The organism is Streptococcus sp. HMSC34B10 (assembly GCF_001839505.1).
In the GTDB taxonomy this organism is placed as follows: domain Bacteria; phylum Bacillota; class Bacilli; order Lactobacillales; family Streptococcaceae; genus Streptococcus; species Streptococcus peroris.
The window spans coordinates 49,379-69,793 of the sequence record NZ_KV841548.1 but is presented as its reverse complement, the minus strand read 5'-3'; the positions used below and the strand labels follow the sequence as shown (position 1 = coordinate 69,793).

Genomic DNA, 20,415 nt, shown 5'->3' with positions numbered 1-20,415 from the left:
TATCTGAAAACTTACGTTTTGACAAGGGGAAATTATTTTTTTAAGTAAATTTCATCAATTTCGTGATTCTTAGATTTATGAAGAATAACTTCAGCCCGATTTCTGGTCGGTTCAATATAGTTTTGGAGATTGATTAAATTAATGCTTGTCCAAACTTGATGAGCAAAGTCTTTTACCTCATTCAGTGGTAATTGTGTAAAGCGATAGTAATAACTACTTGGATCATCTTGGGCAAAACTGAGGAGTTTTAAGAAGCGATCCAAATACCAACTTTCAATGTCATCCACCGCCGCATCAACATAGATAGAGAAATCAAAAAAGTCAGTAATATAGAGGCGTTCGTTTTGTGGGTTTTGGAAAACATTAATTCCTTCAACAATAACAAAATCAGCCGCCTTGACTCGTTGCTTTTGATTAGGGACAATATCATAGATTTCGTGGGAATATACAGGAATTTCTACATCTTGACCGTTTTTTAGTTGGTCGAGAAAGTTTAACAGAGCCTCCATATCATAACTTTCTGGGAAACCTTTCCGATTGAGAATGTCGCGTTCTATCAGATGATTGTTAGAATAGAGAAAACCATCCGTAGTGACCAGCTCAACACTTGCTTCTGGAAAAATACGAGAAAGCAAGATTTGCATTAGTCGACTTGTAGTGGATTTTCCAACAGCTACACTACCTGAAATACCAATAATAAAGGGCTGTCTTTTGCTCTCTCTTTGGAGGAAAATCCCTTTTGAAAAGGCAAGATCTTCCTTGGAACGTTTATAAATTTGGATCAGATGAGCTAGTGGTAAATAAATATCAGTCACGTCTTGAAGACTAATCTGGTCATTAAAACTCTTGATAGAATCCAGTTCTTCCTCTGTTAGTGGTGGTGTGGACTTGCGATGTAAGGATTGCCATGTTTTTCGGCTAATCTTTTCAAAATGTAAAAATTCGTTGGTCATAAAAAATCCTCTTTTGATACCTCAGTATATCATATTTTACAAAGAAAGACATCTGAATCATTTGAGGAAAAACGCTTTCTTTGTTAAAATATAAGTAGTATAACCATCAAATGAGGTGATGTTATGAGACTAGTAGTGAGTGATAAAATTCTAAAAATAACTAGCTTTCTTGTAGCGATTTTGTGGGTATCTCCGACTATAATAGAATTTACTGTAACAATAGGCAAGCAAACCTATAGCTGGTCTGCTTTTGTCTTGTTATTTTTGCTACCAATCATTGGATTGACTTACTTGATTTACAGTATTTTAATGAAAAAATGGTGGCTTTGCTTATTTGGTCTAGTCTGTATTTTTTCCTTTCCTATTACGATGGCTTTGGGTGCTTACTTGCTTGGCCCCTAAGGGATTAGGGAACTTATATTATTTTTCAATAAATCGATGGCAAGGGATTGGTTTTGTTGTTATGCAAACGATTTACAATTATCTTATTTATGTGGTAAAATGAAGCTATGAGTAAAATGTATTATGCAGAAAATCCAGATGCAGCCCACGATATTCACGAACTAAGTGTGGAGCTGCTGGGACAAAGAATGACCTTTTTGACGGATGCAGGGGTCTTTAGCAAAAAAATGATTGATTTCGGAAGTCAGCTGTTGTTAAGATGTTTGGATGTCGAAAAAGGTGAAAGAATTCTTGATGTTGGCTGTGGTTATGGTCCCATTGGCTTATCATTGGTCAAAGCTTATGGTGCCCAAGCCACTATGGTTGATATCAATAATCGCGCTCTGGATTTAGCTCAGCAAAATGCACTGAAAAACAAGGTTCAAGCGACTATCTTCCAGTCCAATATTTATGACCAGGTAAAGGGACAATTTAATCATGTCATTTCGAATCCGCCCATTCGTGCAGGAAAGCAAGTCGTCCATGAAATTATCGAGAAAAGTATTGATTATCTTGTTGATGGTGGAGATTTAACCATCGTTATTCAAAAGAAACAGGGAGCTCCAAGTGCCAAAAACAAGATGGAAGAAGTCTTTGGCAATTGCGAAGTTGTAAAGAAAGATAAGGGATATTATATCCTCAGAAGTGTGAAAGAATGAGAGCAGTAGACCTAATCCAGAAAAAAAGAGACGGGCAAGTACTCAGTTCGAACGAAATCCAATGGTTGATTGAAGGTTATGTTGCAGGAACTGTTCCTGACTACCAGATGTCAGCCTTTGCTATGGCAGTTTATTTTAAAGGTATGACCACGAGAGAGATTTCTGACTTAACGATGAATATGGTTAAAACAGGTCAGGAATTTGATTTATCAGCTATTGAGGGCATTAAGGTAGATAAACACTCAACTGGTGGAGTAGGAGATAAAGTCACTCTGATTTTAGCGCCTTTAGTAGCCAGTTTTGGTGTCCCAGTTGCTAAGATGAGTGGTAGAGGTTTGGGACACACGGGTGGTACAATTGATAAATTAGAATCCATCAAAGGATTTCAAGTCGAACGCAGTCAGGATGACTTTATCAAACAAGTTCAGGATATCGGAGTTTCGGTTATTGGTCAATCTGACCAACTGGTCAAAGCGGATAAACTTCTATATGCGCTTCGAGATGTGACAGCAACAGTTGATACCATTCCATTGATTGCTAGTTCTGTCATGAGTAAAAAGATTGCAGCTGGAGCCGATGCTATTTTGCTGGATGTAACAGTCGGTGAAGGTGCTTTTATGAAGACGGTTGACGAGGCGCGTGAATTAGCTCAAACCATGGTAAGTCTTGGTAAGGCTGTTGGTCGTAAGACGGTTGCAGTGATTACAGACATGAGTCAACCCTTGGGACGTGCTATTGGAAATCGCTTGGAAATTCTAGAAGCTATAGATATACTTCAAGGAAAAGGACGTGAGGATATCAGTCACTTTATCTGCGAATTGGCACAGATTATGCTGTCTTTAGCAAATGTTGAAAAAACAATTGAGGAAGTGAAGCAACACCTTGAAAATGGTCAGGCACTCAAAAAATTTGAGGAGATGATTCTTGCTCAAGGTGGTGACCTAGAAGACCTCTATCGTCCAGTAAAAGTTGACCATGTAGTCGAAATTCCCGCTAAGGAGGATGGTATTATAGAGGCACTTCCAGCCATGGAGTTTGGTCTTTTTGCTATGAGATTAGGTGCTGGTCGTGCTGTCAAAACAGATGCATTGGACTATGAGACAGGGATTGTTTTCGAGAAGAAAGTTGGAGATTCAGTCAAAAATGGTGAGACTGTTGCAAAAGTATATGCGAATGGCAAAATTTCACCTGAATTAGTTACAGATTTCCAAAAATATGTTAAAATTAAAATAAGTGACAAAGTGATAAAAACACGAGAAATTATTGAAATTATCTCCTGATTTAAGGAAGATTCGAAATGAAGTTAAATAAATACATTGATCATACGCTTTTAAAGCAAGATGCGACCGAACAACAAATCGATCGTTTGCTATCTGAAGCTAGGGAATACGATTTTGCCAGTGTTTGTGTAAATCCTTGCTGGGTTTCTCATGCAAAAGCTGGTCTAACAGATACTGATGTCAAGGTTTGTACAGTTGTAGGTTTTCCTCTTGGTGCTACAACTTCAGCTGTCAAAGCCTTTGAAACCAAAGAAGCCATCCAAAATGGTGCTGACGAAATTGATATGGTTATCAACGTTGGTGCACTAAAATCAGGAAATAGCGATTTAGTTGAGTCAGATATTCGTGCAGTTGTTGAAGCGAGCGGAGACAAATTGGTTAAGGTTATTATCGAGGCTTGTTTGTTAACTGATGAAGAAAAAGTTCTGGCTTGCCAACTTGCTCAAAAAGCAGGAGCAGACTTTGTCAAAACTTCTACAGGTTTCTCAACAGGTGGAGCGACTTTGCCAGATGTTCAATTAATGCGCCAGACAGTTGGACCTGATATGGGAGTCAAAGCAGCTGGTGGAGCTCGTTCTTATGCAGATGCAGTTGCCTTTGTTGAAGCTGGAGCTACTCGTATTGGAACATCTTCTGGTGTAGCAATCTTAAAAGGAGAGTTAGCAGATGGCGACTACTGAGTTGATTGACTTAGCGATTGAGACTAGTAAAAACGCCTATGTACCCTATTCACACTTTCCGATTGGTGCTGTTCTCGTAGCCAGCGACGGAAGTATTTATACGGGGGTAAACATTGAAAATGCTAGCTTTTCTCTGACTAACTGTGGCGAAAGAACTGCTATCTTTAAGGCTGTTTCTGAAGGACAACGAGACTTTTCAGAATTGATTGTCTATGGGGAAACTGAGAGACCTATTTCACCTTGCGGTGCTTGCCGACAGGTTATGGTCGAATTTTTTAAACCTGATCTAAAGGTGACTTTAGTCGCCAAAGATAAAACGACGGTCGAGATGACGGTCGGGGAATTACTTCCATATTCTTTTACAGACTTGCATTAGTCTGTGTCACTGTTATAGTGACAAGGGTCCTAATGACCTATCAATCCATACTTGCAACCTAGTTGCGCATCTTATTTAGGAGGTTCAGTAATGAACAAGAAACAATGGCTAGGCCTTGGTCTAGTTGCAGTAGCAGCATTTGGACTTGCTGCATGTGGTAATCGCTCTTCTCGTAACGCAGCTTCTTCATCTTCTGATTTGAAGACTAAAGCAGCTATCGTAACAGATACTGGTGGTGTTGATGACAAATCATTTAACCAATCAGCTTGGGAAGGTCTTCAAGCTTGGGGTAAAGAACACAATCTTTCAAAAGATAAAGGTTACACTTACTTCCAATCAACAAGTGAAGCTGACTACGCTAACAACTTGAACCAAGCAGCAGGAAGCTACAACTTGATCTTCGGTGTTGGTTTTGCCCTTCACAATGCGGTTGAAGAAGCAGCAAAAGAACATTCAGACAAAAACTATGTTTTGATTGATGATGTGATCAAAGATCAAAAGAACGTAGCAAGCGTAACATTTGCTGACAACGAAGCAGCTTATCTTGCAGGTGTAGCAGCAGCTAAAACTACTAAAACAAAACAAGTTGGTTTTGTAGGTGGTATGGAATCTGAAGTTATTTCTCGTTTCGCAGCTGGTTTCAAAGCTGGTGTTGAATCAGTTGACCCATCTATCAAAGTCCAAGTAGACTACGCCGGTTCATTTGGTGATGCCGCTAAAGGTAAAACAATCGCTGCAGCTCAATACGCTGCAGGAGCAGACGTTATCTATCAAGCAGCTGGTGGTACTGGTGCAGGTGTCTTCTCAGAAGCTAAATCTTTGAATGAAAGCAAAAATGAAAGCGAAAAAGTTTGGGTTATCGGTGTAGACCGTGACCAAGTTGAAGAAGGTAAATATACTTCTAAAGACGGTAAAGAAGCTAACTTCGTACTTGCTTCTACTTTGAAACAAGTTGGAACAACTGTTCAAGATATCGCAAACAAAACTGAAAAAGGTGAATTCCCTGGCGGACAAATAATTGTCTACTCATTGAAAGATAAAGGGGTTGACCTAGTAACAACTAATCTTTCAGAAGAAGGTAAAAAGGCTGTTGAAGATGCAAAAGCTAAAATCCTTGATGGAAGCGTAAAAGTTCCTGAAAAATAATTGAGGGAAGTCATTTCTTAGGAAGCGGTCTTGGGCCGCTTCTTTAAGAATTGAGACATATAGTTTTGTCTCAATAGAGCTTGCTAAGTTTCTTTAGTAGGTTTTATTGAAACAAAATAAAACTCTGAAAGGGAGAGCATATGGCACACGAAAATGTCATTGAAATGCATGAAATTACTAAGGTTTTTGGCGAATTTGTTGCTAATGACAAAATTAACCTTGAACTTCGTAAAGGTGAAATTCATGCACTTTTAGGAGAAAATGGAGCTGGGAAGTCCACTCTTATGAACATGCTAGCAGGGCTTCTAGAACCAACTAGTGGTGAAATTGTGGTCAACGGTCAAGTTGTTAAACTAGACTCACCATCAAAGGCTGCTAGTCTAGGAATAGGAATGGTTCACCAACACTTTATGTTGGTAGAGGCTTTCACAGTTGCTGAAAATATCATTTTGGGTAGTGAATTAACCAAAAATGGTGTGTTAGATATTGCTCGCGCAACACGAGAAATCAACGAATTGTCTGAACGTTACGGTTTAGCGGTAGATCCTTCTGCTAAAGTAGCAGATATCTCTGTAGGAGCTCAACAACGTGTGGAAATTCTGAAGACACTTTATCGTGGAGCTGATATCCTTATCTTTGACGAACCAACTGCCGTTTTAACGCCATCAGAAATCGATGAGTTAATGGCTATCATGAAGAACTTGGTCAAAGAAGGTAAATCCATTATCTTGATTACCCACAAACTGGATGAAATCCGTGCTGTATCAGACCGTGTTACAGTTATCCGTCGTGGTAAATCCATCGAAACAGTTGAAATTGCTGGAGCAACTAATGCTGACCTGGCAGAAATGATGGTGGGACGTTCTGTTTCCTTCAAAACTGCTAAAGAAGCGGCACAACCAAAAGAAGTTGTCCTATCTATTAAAGACTTAGTAGTAAACGAAAACCGTGGCGTTCCTGCTGTTAAAAATCTTTCACTCAATGTTCGGGCTGGTGAGATTGTCGGAATTGCCGGTATTGATGGAAATGGTCAATCTGAATTGATCCAAGCTATCACAGGACTTCGTAAGATTGAGTCTGGTAGTGTGGAGTTGAAAGGTCAATCCATTGTAGGATTACATCCGCGTCAGATTACTGAACTGAGCGTTGGTCACGTTCCGGAAGACCGTCACCGTGATGGCTTGGTTTTGGAAATGATGATTTCTGAAAATATCGCTCTTCAAACCTACTATAAAGAACCTCTTAGCAAGAAGGGAATTTTAAATTATACGAATATCCTTGACTATGCGAAAAAATTAATGCAAGAATTCGATGTTCGTGCCGCTAGTGAGATTGTTCCAGCTCAAGCCCTTTCTGGAGGAAATCAACAAAAAGCAATCATTGCTCGGGAGATTGATCGAAACCCTGATCTCCTCATCGTCAGCCAACCAACTCGTGGATTGGACGTCGGTGCTATTGAGTACATTCACAAACGCTTGATTCAAGAACGTGATAATGGGAAAGCTGTCCTTGTAGTCAGCTTTGAACTAGATGAGATTCTAAATGTCTCAGATAGAATCGCTGTTATCCACGATGGTAAGATTCAAGGGATTGTTACGCCAGAAACAACCAACAAGCAAGAGCTTGGTGTCTTGATGGCTGGTGGTGAATTGGAAAAAGGAGAAGAGTGATGTCTAAAAAATTACAACAAATTTCGGTTCCCTTGATTTCTGTTATCCTTGGAATCTTGCTTGGAGCCATCGTCATGTGGATTTTCGGTTACGATGCTATCTGGGGTTATGAAGAGTTGTTCTACACAGCCTTTGGTAGTGTTCGTGGAATCGGTGAAATTTTCCGTGCCATGGGTCCATTAGTCTTGATTGCTCTTGGATTTGCAGTTGCGAGTCGTGCTGGCTTCTTTAACGTAGGTCTCCCAGGACAAGCACTCGCTGGCTGGGTTATGAGTGGCTGGTTCGCTCTTTCAAATCCAGATTTACCACGCCCATTGTTGATTCTTGCGACAGTTGTTATTGCGTTGGTGGCTGGAGGTATCGTTGGTGCCATTCCTGGTATTTTAAGGGCCTACCTCGGAACATCTGAAGTCATTGTAACAATCATGATGAACTACATTGTTCTCTATACAAGTAATGCCTTTATCCACTCTTTCCCCAAAGATATCATGCAAAGTACTGACTCATCCATCCGAGTAAGTGCAAACGCAACTTATCAAACACCTTGGCTTGCTGAGTTAACAGGGAACTCTCGTATGAATATTGGGATTTTCTTTGCTATCATAGCAGTTGCAGTTATCTGGTTTTTGCTTAAGAAGACAACTCTCGGTTTTGAAATCCGTGCCGTTGGTCTCAATCCAAATGCATCTGAGTACGCAGGGATTTCAGCGAAACGTACCATTATTCTATCAATGATTATTTCTGGTGCCCTTGCAGGGCTTGGTGGAGCGGTAGAAGGACTTGGAACTTTCCAAAACGTCTACGTACAAGGCTCATCATTGGCAGTCGGATTTAACGGTATGGCAGTAAGTCTACTTGCGGCAAACTCACCAGTTGGAATTTTATTTGCAGCCTTCTTGTTCGGAGTGCTTCAAGTTGGGGCCCCTGGTATGAATGCTGCACAAGTACCATCTGAGCTTGTAAGTATCGTTACAGCCTCAATTATCTTCTTTGTCAGCGTTCACTACATCATCGAACGCTTTGTCAAACCAAGAAAACAACTTAAAGGAGGTAAATAAGGATGTCGATTACAACAATGTTAACCCTTATGGTTTCTTCTATGTTGATTTACTCAGCACCACTTGTTTTCACAAGTATCGGAGGAGTATTCTCTGAACGTGGTGGAGTTGTTAACGTTGGTCTTGAAGGAATCATGGTCATGGGTGCCTTTTCTGGAGTTGTTTTTAACCTTGAGTTTGCACAAGATTTAGGAGCAGCGACTCCTTGGTTGGCTCTTCTAGTTGGTGGATTAGTCGGAGCTATCTTCTCCCTCATTCACGCAGTTGCTACAGTTCATTTCCGTGCTGACCATGTTGTCAGTGGTACCGTACTTAACTTGATGGCGCCAGCCTTGGCAGTCTTCTTGGTGAAGGTACTTTATAACAAGGGCCAAACGGACAACTTAACGCAAACTTTTGGGCGTTTTGACTTCCCAGTTTTGGCGAATATCCCTGTTATCGGAGATATCTTCTTCAAGTCAACAAGTTTACTTGGTTACTTAGCAATTGCCTTCTCATTCTTAGCATGGTTTATCCTCTTTAAAACTCGCTTTGGACTTCGTCTTCGTTCAGTTGGTGAACACCCACAAGCAGCAGATACTTTGGGGATTAATGTCTACAAGATGAGATATCTGGGAGTTGTGATTTCAGGTTTCCTTGGAGGAATCGGTGGAGCTATCTACGCTCAGTCAATTTCTGTTAACTTCTCAGTTACAACTATCGTAGGACCTGGATTTATCGCGCTTGCTGCTATGATCTTCGGTAAATGGAATCCTGTTGGTGCTATGCTTTCAAGTCTCTTCTTTGGACTATCACAAAGTTTGGCAGTTATCGGTTCACAGCTTCCTTTCTTGCAAGGAGTACCAGCCGTTTACTTGCAAATTGCACCATATCTTTTGACCATTGTCGTACTAGCAGCCTTCTTTGGTAAAGCAGTTGCTCCAAAAGCAGATGGTATCAACTATATCAAATCTAAATAACATAAAAAAAAACGTCAGTTTCATCTGACGTTTTATTTTTTAGGTTCTTGATGTGTTATATTAAGTCCCCAAGGAATTAGATTTTCTGTTTTATTTTGGATACGTTTGATATTGTCCTTATGTCGTACAATCACTAGACTTGCAAGACCAATAATTATTAAAGTGAAAAGTAGGTCATAACTAGTTAAAATAAATCCAAAGAGAGGAAACAGAAGAACTCCGATAATCGCGGCAAGGGCAGCTGAAATACTAGAGAGGGAAATCATACTTCCCAGATAAAGGATTCCAAAGAAAATGACTGCAAGGTAAAGGCAAAAGAGAGGAGCAAAACCAAAAATAACTCCAGCACTGGTTGCAACAGCCTTACCACCCTTAAATTTGGCAAAGATAGGGAAGGTATGGCCAATGACTGCTAAAAGCCCAAAGACGATTGCTGAAACTCCCTGCACATGGAAGATTAGTGGAAGTAAAGTAGCTAAAGTACCTTTAAAGAAATCAATGACAAATGTTGCCATACCAGCTTTCTTCCCTAGAATTCGGAAGGTATTAGTAGTCCCAGTATTACCGGAACCATGTTCTCTTAGATTAATATTAAAGAATACTTGTCCAATCCATAAGCCTGAAGGAATTGAACCCAATAAATAAGCTAAAATTAATAATATTATTGTCATCATGTTTCTATTATACCATGAAATTGGAGAGAAACGGAAAGGAATCTTGTGTCGATTTGTGACATCTGATACTTTGTACACTTAGAAAAGTTTATTATAAACTCTATGATGGTTTAGAAAGTTATAAAAATTCATGAAAATTTCAGAAATTCCTTGTTTTTATGTTTATTTATGCTATAATAGGAACAATTGTTTTTAGGAGGTGCAGTATGTCTTACTTATTTGAGATATTACCAAGTTTATTGAATGGTGCGGCGATGACTTTACAGGTTTTTGCACTCGTTTTAGTGTTTTCCATTCCTTTAGGTATTTTGGTTGCCTTTTGTTTACAAATTCATTGGAAACCCCTCCATTATTTAATTGACGTTTATATTTGGATTATGCGTGGCACACCCTTGCTTTTACAGTTGATTTTTATTTATTATGTGCTTCCAAATGTCGGGATACGTTTTGATCGTGTCCCAGCTGCGATCATTGCGTTTACGCTTAATTATGCAGCCTACTTTGCAGAAATATTCCGTGGTGGTATTGCAACCATTCCGCAAGGACAATATGAGGCAGCTAAGGTTTTGAAATTTACACCACTTGCCACAGTTCGTTATATCATTTTACCTCAGGTGACTAAGATTGTTTTGCCAAGTGTCTTTAACGAAGTTATGAGCTTGGTTAAGGATACATCTCTGGTTTATGCTTTGGGAGTTTCTGACTTGATCCTAGCCAGTCGAACTGCCGCTAATCGTGATGCTAGCTTGATTCCAATGTTTCTAGCAGGCGCTATCTATCTTCTTATGATTGGTATCGTTACGATTGTAGCTAAGAAACTTGAGAAGAAGTTCAGCCACTATAGATAGGAGGTTAACTATGTTAGAATTAAGAAATATCAGCAAAAGATTTGGAAATAAGCAAATTCTGTCCAATTTTAATTTAACCATTCCGGAAAAGCAGATTTTAGCAATTGTTGGTCCTTCTGGTGGTGGAAAAACGACACTTCTACGAATGTTAGCTGGTCTTGAAACTATTGATTCCGGTGAAATTTTTTACGATGGGGAATCCCTTCACTTAGATGAACTTGAAAAGCGAAACTTATTGGGTTTTGTTTTTCAAGATTTCCAGCTATTCCCTCACCTATCTGTTATGGAAAACTTGATTTTGTCACCCATCAAGACTATGGGAAAGTCTGAAGCAGATGCAAAGAAGAAGGCGGTCGACTTACTCACTCGTCTGGGACTGGAAGCTCATGCAGATGCCTATCCTTATTCCTTATCTGGTGGTCAAAAGCAACGGGTTGCCCTAGCGCGTGCTATGATGATTGATCCAGAAGTGATTGGTTATGATGAACCAACCTCAGCACTAGATCCAGAGTTACGATTGGAAGTAGAAAAATTGATTCTACAAAATCGAGAATTGGGCATGACTCAGATTGTCGTAACCCACGATCTCCAGTTTGCAGAAAATATTGCTGATCAAATTCTCAAAGTGGATCCCAAATAGGAGGTATCTATGATTCTAAAAAAGATCAATCTTATTTTGGTATTTCTACTGGGTCTTTTCCTCGTGGGATGTACCCAAAAGGCTAGTAATCCTAAAGTAGATAATTGGAACAAGTATAAACAACAAGATTCCATCACTATCGGTTTTGATAATACCTTTGTTCCTATGGGATTTGAAGAGAAAAATGGGCAATATGTTGGATTTGATATTGACCTAGCGCAAGCAGTTTCTGAAAAGCTCGGCATCAAGGTTCATTTCCAGCCCATTGATTGGGATATGAAGGAAACAGAACTTCAAAATGGAACCATTGATGCTATTTGGAATGGCTATTCTGCGACGGATGAACGAAGAGAAAAGGTCGCTTTCACGATCCCTTATATGCAAAACCAGCAAGTGATTGTTTCTAAAAAGTCTCAGAATATCCGGTCAGTTTCAGATATGAAAGATAAGGTATTAGGTGCCCAAGCAGGTTCATCAGGTTATTTGGACTTTGAAGGCCAACCTGAACTTTTAAAAAATATCGTAAAAGATCAGAAGGCCAATCAATATCAGAGTTTCAACGAAGCCTTGATTGACCTGCAAAATGATCGGATTGATGCCCTGCTGATTGACCGTGTCTATGCTAATTATTATTTGCAAACAGAAGGGATTTTAGATCAGTACGAAATCTTTCCAGCAGGTTTTGAAAGTGAATCTTTTGCAGTTGGAGTAAGACCAGCTGATCAGACTTTGTTAGCAAATCTGAATAAAGCTTTTGTGGAGCTCTATCAAGAAGGAAAATTTCAAGAAATCAGCCAGAAATGGTTTGGTGAAGATGTTGCAACAGAACAAATTAAAGGAGAAGAAAACTAAGACATATGTCTTGGTTTCTTTTTATGAGCAAAAAAGGAAAATTTTTCAAAAAAGCCAGTATTAAATGTTCATAGAGTTTAAAAAACTTTGCAAAATCGCTAGAAAACCTGTAAAATAGAAAAGATGAACAAATAGGAGGTTCCTTGTGTCAAAAAAGGAAATCAATATTAACAATTATAATGATGACGCCATTCAGGTGCTAGAAGGGTTGGATGCGGTCCGAAAACGTCCAGGAATGTATATCGGATCAACCGATGGTGCTGGTCTCCATCACCTAGTCTGGGAAATCGTCGACAATGCAGTCGATGAAGCTTTGTCTGGATTTGGTGACCGCATTGATGTGACAATCAATAAAGATGGTAGTTTAACCGTAGAAGACCATGGGCGTGGAATGCCAACGGGAATGCACGCTATGGGGATTCCGACTGTTGAGGTTATTTTTACAGTTCTTCATGCCGGCGGTAAATTTGGTCAAGGTGGCTATAAGACTTCAGGTGGTCTCCACGGAGTGGGATCTTCAGTCGTCAATGCCCTCTCTAGTTGGCTTGAAGTAGAAATTACGCGTGATGGTGCAGTCTACAAGCAACGTTTTGAAAATGGTGGTAAGCCAGTAACAACTCTTGAAAAGGTAGGAACAGCACCAAAATCCAAAACAGGTACCAAAGTGACCTTCATGCCGGATGCAACCATTTTTTCTACAACAGACTTCAAGTACCATACCATTTCAGAGCGTCTTAATGAGTCAGCCTTTCTCTTAAAAAATGTTACCTTGTCATTAACGGACAAACGAACAGATGAGACTATTGAGTTTCACTATGAGAATGGGGTGCAAGATTTTGTTTCTTATCTTAACGAAGACAAGGAAACCTTGACACCAGTTCTCTACTTTGAAGGGGAAGACAATGGTTTCCAAGTAGAAGTAGCCCTCCAGTACAACGATGGATTTTCAGATAACATCTTGTCCTTTGTCAATAACGTTCGTACCAAGGACGGTGGGACGCATGAGACAGGACTTAAGTCAGCCATTACCAAGGTTATGAATGACTATGCACGTAAGACGGGTCTTCTTAAGGAAAAAGATAAAAATCTTGAAGGATCAGATTACCGTGAAGGATTGTCAGCTATTCTATCAATTCTCGTTCCTGAAGAACACCTTCAGTTTGAAGGACAGACTAAGGACAAACTTGGTAGTCCACTAGCTCGTCCAGTTGTAGATGGGATTGTAGCTGATAAGTTAACCTTCTTCCTCATGGAAAATGGAGAACTAGCTTCTAACCTTATTCGCAAGGCCATTAAGGCCCGTGATGCCCGTGAAGCAGCACGAAAAGCGCGTGATGAGAGCCGTAATGGTAAGAAAAGTAAGAAAGATAAGGGCTTGCTTTCTGGGAAATTAACCCCAGCCCAGTCTAAAAATCCAGCTAAGAACGAACTCTACCTAGTTGAGGGAGATTCTGCCGGAGGTTCTGCTAAGCAAGGACGTGACCGCAAGTTCCAGGCTATTCTTCCTTTACGTGGTAAGGTTATCAATACAGCCAAGGCCAAGATGGCTGATATCCTCAAAAATGAGGAAATCAACACCATGATTTATACGATAGGTGCTGGTGTGGGGGCAGACTTCTCTCTTGAAGATGCTAACTATGACAAGATTATTATCATGACCGATGCGGATACAGATGGTGCCCACATCCAAACCCTTCTTTTGACCTTCTTTTATCGTTACATGCGTCCGCTTGTCGAGGCCGGACATGTCTATATCGCCCTTCCGCCTCTTTATAAGATGTCCAAAGGGAAAGGCAAGAAAGAAGAAGTGGCTTACGCTTGGACAGATGGGGAGTTAGAGAAACTTCGTATTCAATTTGGAAAAGGTGCGACTCTTCAACGCTACAAGGGGCTCGGTGAGATGAATGCTGACCAACTCTGGGAAACAACTATGAACCCAGAAACTCGTACTCTCATCCGTGTTACGATTGAAGACTTAGCACGCGCAGAACGTCGTGTCAATGTCCTCATGGGAGATAAGGTTGAACCACGTCGTAAATGGATTGAAGATAATGTCAAATTTACGCTAGAAGAAGCAACAGTGTTTTAAAGAAATCACCCTTCTTCACAGTTTCAACTCTTTAAAAGAGGAATAAATCATGATCAGTTTATTGTTTGATAGTCCATTTCTTGTCATATTCCTAGCTTTAGCTGCAATGATGTATATAATTGCCAAACAAGGTAAACCTGAGCAAAGTCGCTATCTTGAATTTTTACTATTAACCATAGTAACGATCTTTGTCTTTTTATTTGATAATCCTTTAAGAACCAATCCTTATGCAGGTTTGCTATTCTATGTTTTTGACTTTTATATTTTCACATCAGCTAGCTTAGCATTCAGTATCACAGCTATTTATAAGAGTACGAAACATCTCAAGTATTACTCTAGTAGTTACTCAAAACTTCTTAGGATCAATGCTTGGCTAATAGCAATCTTATCAGGTATGAACCTACTATTTATAATGCTGACGCAAGAAATGGGAATTGTTTTGCTATTACCAATTTTTGGTATTAGTTTTATCTTTCAATTCATAGTCGGAGAGCTTGAAAGAAAAAGAGTTCAGAAGCTAAAGGAGGTTGAACAGTGAACAGTTCTTTAATAATGATATTTTTCTTTTTCGAGATCATTGTTATCGCTGGTATAATTCTTGATGCAATCTCCAATAGAGAGGAAATAGACTATTCAAACTCATTAAGTTCCTTAGTATTTATGGCGTGTAATATTGGTGTGTTCGTATTATTTAATCCGTCTATAGACGAACCCTACTTAAAAGTATTTTTACAGATATTCTATATACTAGCCCATATACCTTTAAGTTTAACTTATGCGATTACCACTCTTTATAAAAGTATCAAACACATCAAGTACTTTCCTAGTAAGTTTGCTTGGATATTAATATGCAACGTAACGATTATATTTCTCCTCTCAATTGTAAATATTTTTGTATTATTTAGAGAAGCGAAAGAAATTTATATACTTATTTTCTTGCAAAGCCTTTTTTCGGGAATTCAATTCCTACTTTGGATGCTTGAAAGAAAAAGAGTACGAAAACTTCTCCAGAAAAGAAGGGAAGATGCTGTTATTCAGAACATAGAGGCAACTGAGGATGAGCCAAATGAGAACTGACCAAGAGATTCTTGAACTGATTTTAGGAACAGCTGAAAAATTACAAGTTGATGCTGTGGCACTATCTGGTTCACGTACAAACCAAAAGGTTCAAACAGATGAATTTCAAGACTATGATCTTGTCTATGTCGTAGATGACATAGACAATCTAACGAGTGACCTTTCTTGGCTGGATCAGTTCGGCAAACGTATCATTGAGCAAGAGGTTACTCTGGGACATCGCCGTCTCTACCTCATGCTTTTTGAAGATGGGAATCGTATTGATTTAACCCTCTGTCCTAAAGAACACATCAACGAGTGGGTAGATAGTGAGGTAGGATTCATAGTCTTAAAAGACAAAAAAGGTTTGTTTGAAGCGTATCTGCCTAATCCTAAGCGCTACTGGACTGCTCCGCCCTCCGAAGAGGAATTTACAGCATCATACAATGAATTTTGGTGGGTGTCAGCTTACGTGGTCAAAGGAATTTGTCGCAAGCAAATCATCTATGCGACTGACCATCTCTGCGGTATCCGTAGTCGCTATAAAAAACGCAAACCTGCTATGAAGGTAACGGAAGCGGTGGGGAGTGTTAATTAAGTCTGACAGATTTGGAGGAATAGAAGATGATTATCAGACCTGCAAGCAGAAAAGATTGTCAAGCTATTTATAGCCTTTATCAAAGTGAAAAATGGCTTTCTTTTACAGAGGAAAAAGTGACATCATTATTTTCAACAAATCTGTCCCATTACTTGGTAGTTGAAGAGAACCAGAAAATCCTTGGTTTTGCCCGCTACTTGACAGATGAAGTGATGACGACCTTTTTAGCTGAAATAATTATTGATAAATCCCACCGTAGAAAAAAACTGGGACAGCAGCTGATTGAGGAGATCCACAAAAAATATCCTTTGACACGGATTGAATTAATATCTGAAGCAGATGGATTTTATCGGTCAATAAGTTTTAAGCCTGTTGGTACAGGATTTAGAAAATCTGAATGAAAGGAGACAGCTAATGACGCTTGACAACAAACTGGGTCTGACAGATTCGCTTGAACTAGCCAAGATGGTTATGCGACGGAGGCTGCCCAAGCCTGTCTAGACTTTGCTTTTCAGCAAGCTGGCTTGTCAGAAGTTTACTCTTTTACATCCTTACTCAATCAACTTTCGCAAAAAGTCATGCAAAAACTGAACATGGAATTTGTCAAAGAATTTGATAATGAAAAAGTTCCAGCAGACAGTCCGCTTTATAGACATGTCTTCTACAGAATCAAGAGTTTCCACTAAAAAGGCAGGTATTCCCATGAGAACTGAAACCGAGATGTTTGATGTGATTTTGCAAACCGCAAAAGTGCTACAGGTAAATGCAGTCGCCATGTCTGGCTCGCGGACAAACCCAAAGGCTCCCAAGGACGAGTTCCAAGACTATGATCTTGTCTGTGTCGTAGATGACATAGACACTCTAACGAGTGACCTTTCTTGGCTGGACAAGTTTGGTAAACGTATCGTAGAGCAAGAGCTGACTCTTGGACATCGCCGTCTTTATCTCATGCTTTTCGAAGATGGCAATCGGCTTGATTTGACCCTCTGCCCAAAAGAGCACATCCAAGAATGGGTGGATAGTGAGGCAGGCTTCACAGTTTTAGAAGATAAGAAGGGGATTTTTGAGACTTATTCTCCCAGTCCTCAGCGTTTCTGGATACATCCAGCTAGTAAGACGGATTTTGAAAAATCTTGTAATGAATTTTGGTGGGTGTCAGCCTACGTGGTCAAAGGGATTTGTCGTAATCAGCTCATCTATGCGACCGACCATCTCTACGGTATTTGCCAACATGAACTCTTGAAGGTCTGGGCTTGGCAGGTCGCAAGTGATAGGGGAACAGTCGATATTGGTAAGAACTACAAATATCTTTTCCAGTATTTACCTACAGAGAAAGAGAAGGAATTCTCTGCTCTCCTTGATTTTTCAAGTATAGGGAAAATCACTCAGTCTCTTCTGGCTACGATGCAACTTTTCCATCAAGAAGCTCAATATCTTGCTCAAAAGATGGGCTTTAAGTATGAAAAAGAAGTGGCTGAGAAGATGATGAGATATGCTAAGGAAAAACTTCTAAATCACTTAGAAAATAATGAACACAATTCAAAACTTTAAACTACAGAAAGGATAGTTTGGTTATTTATAGTAACTGAACTCCTTTGTCTATAAAAAACTACTCTACATTCTTTGAAAGGAGTTGAACACGCCCTAAATGCTGTGTGAAAACTCCTGACGCATCTTTTAAAACGTATTTTAAACTACAGAAAGGATAGTTTAGTTACTAGAGGTAACTGAACACGGGACTAAGACTTAGGAAAAAAGATAAATCGTCTTGGGTTCATCGAACCCTGTAGCGATTTCCTATTTTTCTACAGAAATTTCGGCAAGCCGAAACGTCCCTTTGTATCTTATATGAGTAATATCCAAAATATGTCCTTAGAGGACATCATGGGAGAGCGCTTTGGTCGCTACTCCAAGTACATCATTCAAGACCGGGCTTTGCCAGACATTCGCGATGGATTGAAGCCGGTTCAGCGCCGTATTCTTTATTCGATGAATAAGGATGGTAATACTTTTGACAAGAGCTACCGTAAGTCGGCTAAGTCTGTCGGTAACATCATGGGTAATTTCCACCCACACGGGGATTCTTCTATCTATGATGCTATGGTTCGTATGTCACAGGACTGGAAAAACCGTGAGATTCTAGTTGAAATGCATGGTAACAACGGTTCTATGGACGGCGATCCGCCTGCGGCAATGCGTTATACTGAGGCGCGTTTGTCTGAAATTGCAGGCTATCTCCTTCAGGATATCGAGAAAAAAACAGTTCCTTTTGCTTGGAACTTTGACGATACCGAGAAAGAGCCAACTGTCTTACCAGCAGCCTTTCCAAACCTCTTGGTCAATGGTTCAACTGGGATTTCGGCTGGTTACGCGACAGACATTCCACCACATAATTTGGCCGAAGTTATTGAGGCAACAGTCTACATGATTGATCACCCAACTGCTAAGGTTGAAAAGCTCATGGAATTCTTGCCTGGGCCAGACTTTCCTACAGGAGCTATCATCCAAGGTCGTGATGAAATCAAGAAGGCCTATGAAACTGGTAAAGGGCGCGTGGTTGTTCGTTCCAAGACTGAAATTGAGAAGTTAAAAGGTGGTAAGGAGCAAATCGTTATCACTGAGATTCCCTATGAGATTAATAAGGCTAACTTGGTCAAGAAAATTGATGAAGTCCGTGTCAATAACAAGGTAGCAGGTATTGCTGAGGTTCGTGATGAGTCTGACCGTGATGGCCTTCGTATCGCAATCGAACTTAAGAAAGATGCCAATACCGATCTTGTTCTCAACTACCTCTTAAAATACACCGACCTACAAATCAACTATAACTTTAACATGGTGGCGATTGACAATTTCACCCCTCGTCAGGTTGGAATTGTGCCTATCTTATCTAGCTATATTGCCCACCGTCGTGAAGTTATCTTGGCACGTTCTCGTTTTGACAAGGAAAAGGCCGAAAAACGTCTCCATATCGTGGAAGGTTTGATTCGTGTCATCTCTATTTTAGATGAAGTCATTGCTCTTATCCGTGCTTCTGAGAACAAGGCTGATGCCAAGGAAAACCTCAAAGTTAGCTATGAATTTACTGAGGAACAGGCAGAAGCCATCGTTACCTTGCAACTGTACCGTTTGACAAATACAGATGTGGTTGTTTTGCAAGAAGAAGAAGCAGAACTTCGCGAAAAAATTGCTATGCTTGCAGCTGTCATTGGTGATGAACGTACCTTGTATAATCTCATGAAGAAGGAACTCCGTGAGGTCAAAAAGAAATTTGCAACTCCACGACTCAGCTCTTTAGAAGATACTGCTAAGGTTATTGAGATTGATACTGTAAGTCTCATTGCAGAAGAAGAAACCTATGTGAGTGTGACCAAGGCGGGCTATATTAAACGAACAAGCCCACGTTCTTTTGCGGCTTCAACATTAGAAGAAATCGGTAAACGAGAAGATGATCGACTCATTTTTACACAAGTAGCCAAAACAACTCAGCACTTGTTGATGTTTACGACTCTTGGAAATGTTATTTATCGACCTATCCATGAACTAGCAGATATTCGTTGGAAGGATATTGGGGAGCACTTGAGTCAGACCATTACCAACTTTGAAACCAATGAAGAAATCCTTTATGCAGAAGTCGTGGATCAGTTTGATGATGCGACAACCTACTTTGCAGCGACTCGCCTTGGGCAGATTAAGCGTGTCGAACGCAAAGAATTCACTCCGTGGCGGACCTATCGTTCTAAATCGGTCAAATATGCCAAGTTGAAAGACGATAGCGATCAGATTGTTGCAGTAGCGCCTATCAAATTGGATGATGTTTTATTAATCAGTAAAAACGGCTACGCTTTGCGTTTCAATATCGAAGAGGTTCCAGTCATTGGAGCTAAGGGGGCTGGTGTTAAGTCTATGAACTTGAAAGCAGACGACGAGCTTCAAGCTGCCTTTATCTGCAATACTTCATCATTCTATCTTTTAACGCAACGTGGAAGCTTGAAACGTGTATCAACAGAGGAAATCCCAGCTACCAGCCGTGCTAAACGTGGTCTTCAAGTTCTAAGAGAATTAAAGAACAAACCTCATCGCGTCTTCTTGGCTGGTACGGTTTCAGAGCAAGGTTTCATTGGAGATCTCTTTAGTACAGAAGTAGAAGATGGTGACCAGACTCTAGTTGTTCAGTCCAATAAAGGAACAATTTACGAAACCATCTTACAAGATTTGAATTTATCAGAGCGTACAAGCAACGGTAGTTTCATTTCTGAAACAATTTCAGACGAAGAGGTATTTGACGCCTATCTCAAAGAAGTTTTAAAGGACGAAAATTAAATAACATTAGAAGTCAGCCGTAAGGGCTGATTTCTTATCGATAAAATTTTCAGAAAATTACAAATAATGCTTGAATTTTTGGGATAATAGTGTAGAATAGAACACATAGTTTGAAT

20 protein-coding genes and 2 pseudogenes are annotated in these 20,415 nt (G+C 39.9%); 20 read left to right on the top strand and 2 right to left on the bottom strand.

The genetic code is table 11. From position 1 onward, the window contains the following. Nucleotides 1-32 precede the first annotated feature (32 nt). Complete coding sequence (gene coaA / locus HMPREF3237_RS02275) at nt 33-953, bottom strand: type I pantothenate kinase (RefSeq protein ID WP_070888692.1); 921 nt, start codon at nt 951-953, stop codon at nt 33-35. 135 nt (nt 954-1,088) lie between these two features. Here coaA and HMPREF3237_RS02270 point away from each other — a divergent pair, with 135 nt between their 5' ends. The 9 genes from HMPREF3237_RS02270 to HMPREF3237_RS02230 all read left to right on the top strand — a co-directional run bounded on the left by HMPREF3237_RS02270 (nt 1,089) and on the right by HMPREF3237_RS02230 (nt 9,222). Then, nucleotides 1,089-1,355, top strand: coding sequence for a 1,4-dihydroxy-2-naphthoate prenyltransferase (locus tag HMPREF3237_RS02270; protein WP_257364805.1), 267 nt, complete (start codon nt 1,089-1,091; stop codon nt 1,353-1,355). A 107-nt stretch (nt 1,356-1,462) separates the two neighbouring features. Next, a complete protein-coding gene (locus tag HMPREF3237_RS02265) occupies nt 1,463-2,053 on the top strand; it encodes a class I SAM-dependent methyltransferase (protein WP_083327659.1) in 591 nt (196 codons plus the stop codon). After that, nucleotides 2,050-3,333: a pyrimidine-nucleoside phosphorylase gene (locus HMPREF3237_RS02260; RefSeq protein ID WP_070888689.1), complete on the top strand. Its 1,284-nt coding sequence runs from the start codon at nt 2,050-2,052 to the stop codon at nt 3,331-3,333. The genes HMPREF3237_RS02265 and HMPREF3237_RS02260 overlap by 4 nt, the downstream gene beginning before the upstream one ends. Nucleotides 3,334-3,350: 17 nt before the next feature. Continuing rightward, a complete protein-coding gene (gene deoC / locus HMPREF3237_RS02255; protein ID WP_070888688.1) occupies nt 3,351-4,013 on the top strand; it encodes a deoxyribose-phosphate aldolase in 663 nt (220 codons plus the stop codon). Further along, a complete protein-coding gene (locus HMPREF3237_RS02250; RefSeq protein ID WP_070888687.1) occupies nt 4,000-4,389 on the top strand; it encodes a cytidine deaminase in 390 nt (129 codons plus the stop codon). Before deoC ends, HMPREF3237_RS02250 begins: the two co-directional genes overlap by 14 nt. 90 nt (nt 4,390-4,479) lie before the next feature. Further along, entirely contained in the window at nt 4,480-5,535 is a 1,056-nt protein-coding gene (locus HMPREF3237_RS02245) for a BMP family lipoprotein (RefSeq protein WP_070888686.1), read from the top strand. 140 nt (nt 5,536-5,675) lie between these two features. Beyond that, nucleotides 5,676-7,205, top strand: coding sequence for an ABC transporter ATP-binding protein (locus HMPREF3237_RS02240; protein WP_070888685.1), 1,530 nt, complete (start codon nt 5,676-5,678; stop codon nt 7,203-7,205). Continuing rightward, nucleotides 7,205-8,263 carry an ABC transporter permease gene (locus tag HMPREF3237_RS02235; RefSeq protein ID WP_070888684.1) on the top strand — a complete coding sequence of 353 codons (1,059 nt, stop codon included), beginning with the start codon at nt 7,205-7,207 and terminating at the stop codon, nt 8,261-8,263. The genes HMPREF3237_RS02240 and HMPREF3237_RS02235 overlap by 1 nt, the downstream gene beginning before the upstream one ends. A gap of 2 nt (nt 8,264-8,265) precedes the next feature. Continuing rightward, nucleotides 8,266-9,222 carry an ABC transporter permease gene (locus HMPREF3237_RS02230; RefSeq protein ID WP_006145762.1) on the top strand — a complete coding sequence of 319 codons (957 nt, stop codon included), beginning with the start codon at nt 8,266-8,268 and terminating at the stop codon, nt 9,220-9,222. 32 nt (nt 9,223-9,254) lie between these two features. Here the strand turns inward: HMPREF3237_RS02230 and plsY are convergent, their stop codons facing one another. Beyond that, a complete protein-coding gene (plsY, locus tag HMPREF3237_RS02225; RefSeq protein ID WP_070888683.1) occupies nt 9,255-9,896 on the bottom strand; it encodes a glycerol-3-phosphate 1-O-acyltransferase PlsY in 642 nt (213 codons plus the stop codon). Between the two features lie 206 nt (nt 9,897-10,102). Between plsY and HMPREF3237_RS02220 the strand changes: the two genes are divergently transcribed. The 11 genes and pseudogenes from HMPREF3237_RS02220 (at nt 10,103) to parC (ending at nt 20,299) form a co-directional block, all read left to right on the top strand. Further along, a complete protein-coding gene (locus HMPREF3237_RS02220; protein ID WP_070888682.1) occupies nt 10,103-10,744 on the top strand; it encodes an amino acid ABC transporter permease in 642 nt (213 codons plus the stop codon). A 10-nt stretch (nt 10,745-10,754) separates the two neighbouring features. Then, nucleotides 10,755-11,384 carry an amino acid ABC transporter ATP-binding protein gene (locus HMPREF3237_RS02215; RefSeq protein ID WP_070888681.1) on the top strand — a complete coding sequence of 210 codons (630 nt, stop codon included), beginning with the start codon at nt 10,755-10,757 and terminating at the stop codon, nt 11,382-11,384. 9 nt (nt 11,385-11,393) lie between these two features. Beyond that, a complete protein-coding gene (locus HMPREF3237_RS02210) occupies nt 11,394-12,236 on the top strand; it encodes an amino acid ABC transporter substrate-binding protein (RefSeq protein ID WP_070888680.1) in 843 nt (280 codons plus the stop codon). 145 nt (nt 12,237-12,381) lie between these two features. Then, entirely contained in the window at nt 12,382-14,325 is a 1,944-nt protein-coding gene (gene parE / locus HMPREF3237_RS02205) for a DNA topoisomerase IV subunit B (protein WP_070888679.1), read from the top strand. Between the two features lie 49 nt (nt 14,326-14,374). Continuing rightward, nucleotides 14,375-14,863 (top strand): hypothetical protein, encoded by a 489-nt coding sequence (locus HMPREF3237_RS02200; protein WP_070888678.1) that lies wholly within the window; start codon nt 14,375-14,377, stop codon nt 14,861-14,863. Beyond that, nucleotides 14,860-15,402 carry a hypothetical protein gene (locus tag HMPREF3237_RS02195; RefSeq protein ID WP_257364790.1) on the top strand — a complete coding sequence of 181 codons (543 nt, stop codon included), beginning with the start codon at nt 14,860-14,862 and terminating at the stop codon, nt 15,400-15,402. Before HMPREF3237_RS02200 ends, HMPREF3237_RS02195 begins: the two co-directional genes overlap by 4 nt. Continuing rightward, nucleotides 15,392-15,976, top strand: a pseudogene (locus HMPREF3237_RS02190) (aminoglycoside 6-adenylyltransferase); the annotation flags it as partial. The gene HMPREF3237_RS02195 and the pseudogene HMPREF3237_RS02190, both read left to right, overlap by 11 nt. Before the next feature lie 29 nt (nt 15,977-16,005). After that, on the top strand, nt 16,006-16,380 hold the full coding sequence (locus HMPREF3237_RS02185; protein ID WP_070888676.1) for a GNAT family N-acetyltransferase: 375 nt from the start codon (nt 16,006-16,008) through the stop codon (nt 16,378-16,380). 66 nt (nt 16,381-16,446) lie between these two features. After that, a pseudogene (locus tag HMPREF3237_RS08735) lies at nt 16,447-16,665 on the top strand (GNAT family N-acetyltransferase); the annotation flags it as partial. Between the two features lie 16 nt (nt 16,666-16,681). Next, nucleotides 16,682-17,530, top strand: a complete 849-nt coding sequence (locus tag HMPREF3237_RS02180; RefSeq protein ID WP_142350554.1) for an aminoglycoside 6-adenylyltransferase — start codon at nt 16,682-16,684, stop codon at nt 17,528-17,530. A gap of 297 nt (nt 17,531-17,827) precedes the next feature. After that, nucleotides 17,828-20,299 (top strand): DNA topoisomerase IV subunit A, encoded by a 2,472-nt coding sequence (gene parC, locus HMPREF3237_RS02175; protein ID WP_083327657.1) that lies wholly within the window; start codon nt 17,828-17,830, stop codon nt 20,297-20,299. The last annotated feature ends 116 nt before the right edge of the window (nt 20,300-20,415 follow it).

Bases quoted from the DNA above. Each gene is read 5' to 3' on its own strand.
- coaA (WP_070888692.1), bottom strand. From the start codon at position 953: ATGACCAACGAATTTTTACATTTTGAAAAGATTAGCCGAAAAACATGG.
- HMPREF3237_RS02265 (WP_083327659.1), top strand. From the start codon at position 1,463: ATGAGTAAAATGTATTATGCAGAAAATCCAGATGCAGCCCACGATATT.
- HMPREF3237_RS02260 (WP_070888689.1), top strand. From the start codon at position 2,050: ATGAGAGCAGTAGACCTAATCCAGAAAAAAAGAGACGGGCAAGTACTC.
- deoC (WP_070888688.1), top strand. From the start codon at position 3,351: ATGAAGTTAAATAAATACATTGATCATACGCTTTTAAAGCAAGATGCG.
- HMPREF3237_RS02250 (WP_070888687.1), top strand. From the start codon at position 4,000: ATGGCGACTACTGAGTTGATTGACTTAGCGATTGAGACTAGTAAAAAC.
- HMPREF3237_RS02245 (WP_070888686.1), top strand. From the start codon at position 4,480: ATGAACAAGAAACAATGGCTAGGCCTTGGTCTAGTTGCAGTAGCAGCA.
- HMPREF3237_RS02240 (WP_070888685.1), top strand. From the start codon at position 5,676: ATGGCACACGAAAATGTCATTGAAATGCATGAAATTACTAAGGTTTTT.
- HMPREF3237_RS02235 (WP_070888684.1), top strand. From the start codon at position 7,205: ATGTCTAAAAAATTACAACAAATTTCGGTTCCCTTGATTTCTGTTATC.
- HMPREF3237_RS02230 (WP_006145762.1), top strand. From the start codon at position 8,266: ATGTCGATTACAACAATGTTAACCCTTATGGTTTCTTCTATGTTGATT.
- plsY (WP_070888683.1), bottom strand. From the start codon at position 9,896: ATGATGACAATAATATTATTAATTTTAGCTTATTTATTGGGTTCAATT.
- HMPREF3237_RS02220 (WP_070888682.1), top strand. From the start codon at position 10,103: ATGTCTTACTTATTTGAGATATTACCAAGTTTATTGAATGGTGCGGCG.
- HMPREF3237_RS02215 (WP_070888681.1), top strand. From the start codon at position 10,755: ATGTTAGAATTAAGAAATATCAGCAAAAGATTTGGAAATAAGCAAATT.
- HMPREF3237_RS02210 (WP_070888680.1), top strand. From the start codon at position 11,394: ATGATTCTAAAAAAGATCAATCTTATTTTGGTATTTCTACTGGGTCTT.
- HMPREF3237_RS02200 (WP_070888678.1), top strand. From the start codon at position 14,375: ATGATCAGTTTATTGTTTGATAGTCCATTTCTTGTCATATTCCTAGCT.
- HMPREF3237_RS02185 (WP_070888676.1), top strand. From the start codon at position 16,006: ATGATTATCAGACCTGCAAGCAGAAAAGATTGTCAAGCTATTTATAGC.
- HMPREF3237_RS02180 (WP_142350554.1), top strand. From the start codon at position 16,682: ATGAGAACTGAAACCGAGATGTTTGATGTGATTTTGCAAACCGCAAAA.
- parC (WP_083327657.1), top strand. From the start codon at position 17,828: ATGAGTAATATCCAAAATATGTCCTTAGAGGACATCATGGGAGAGCGC.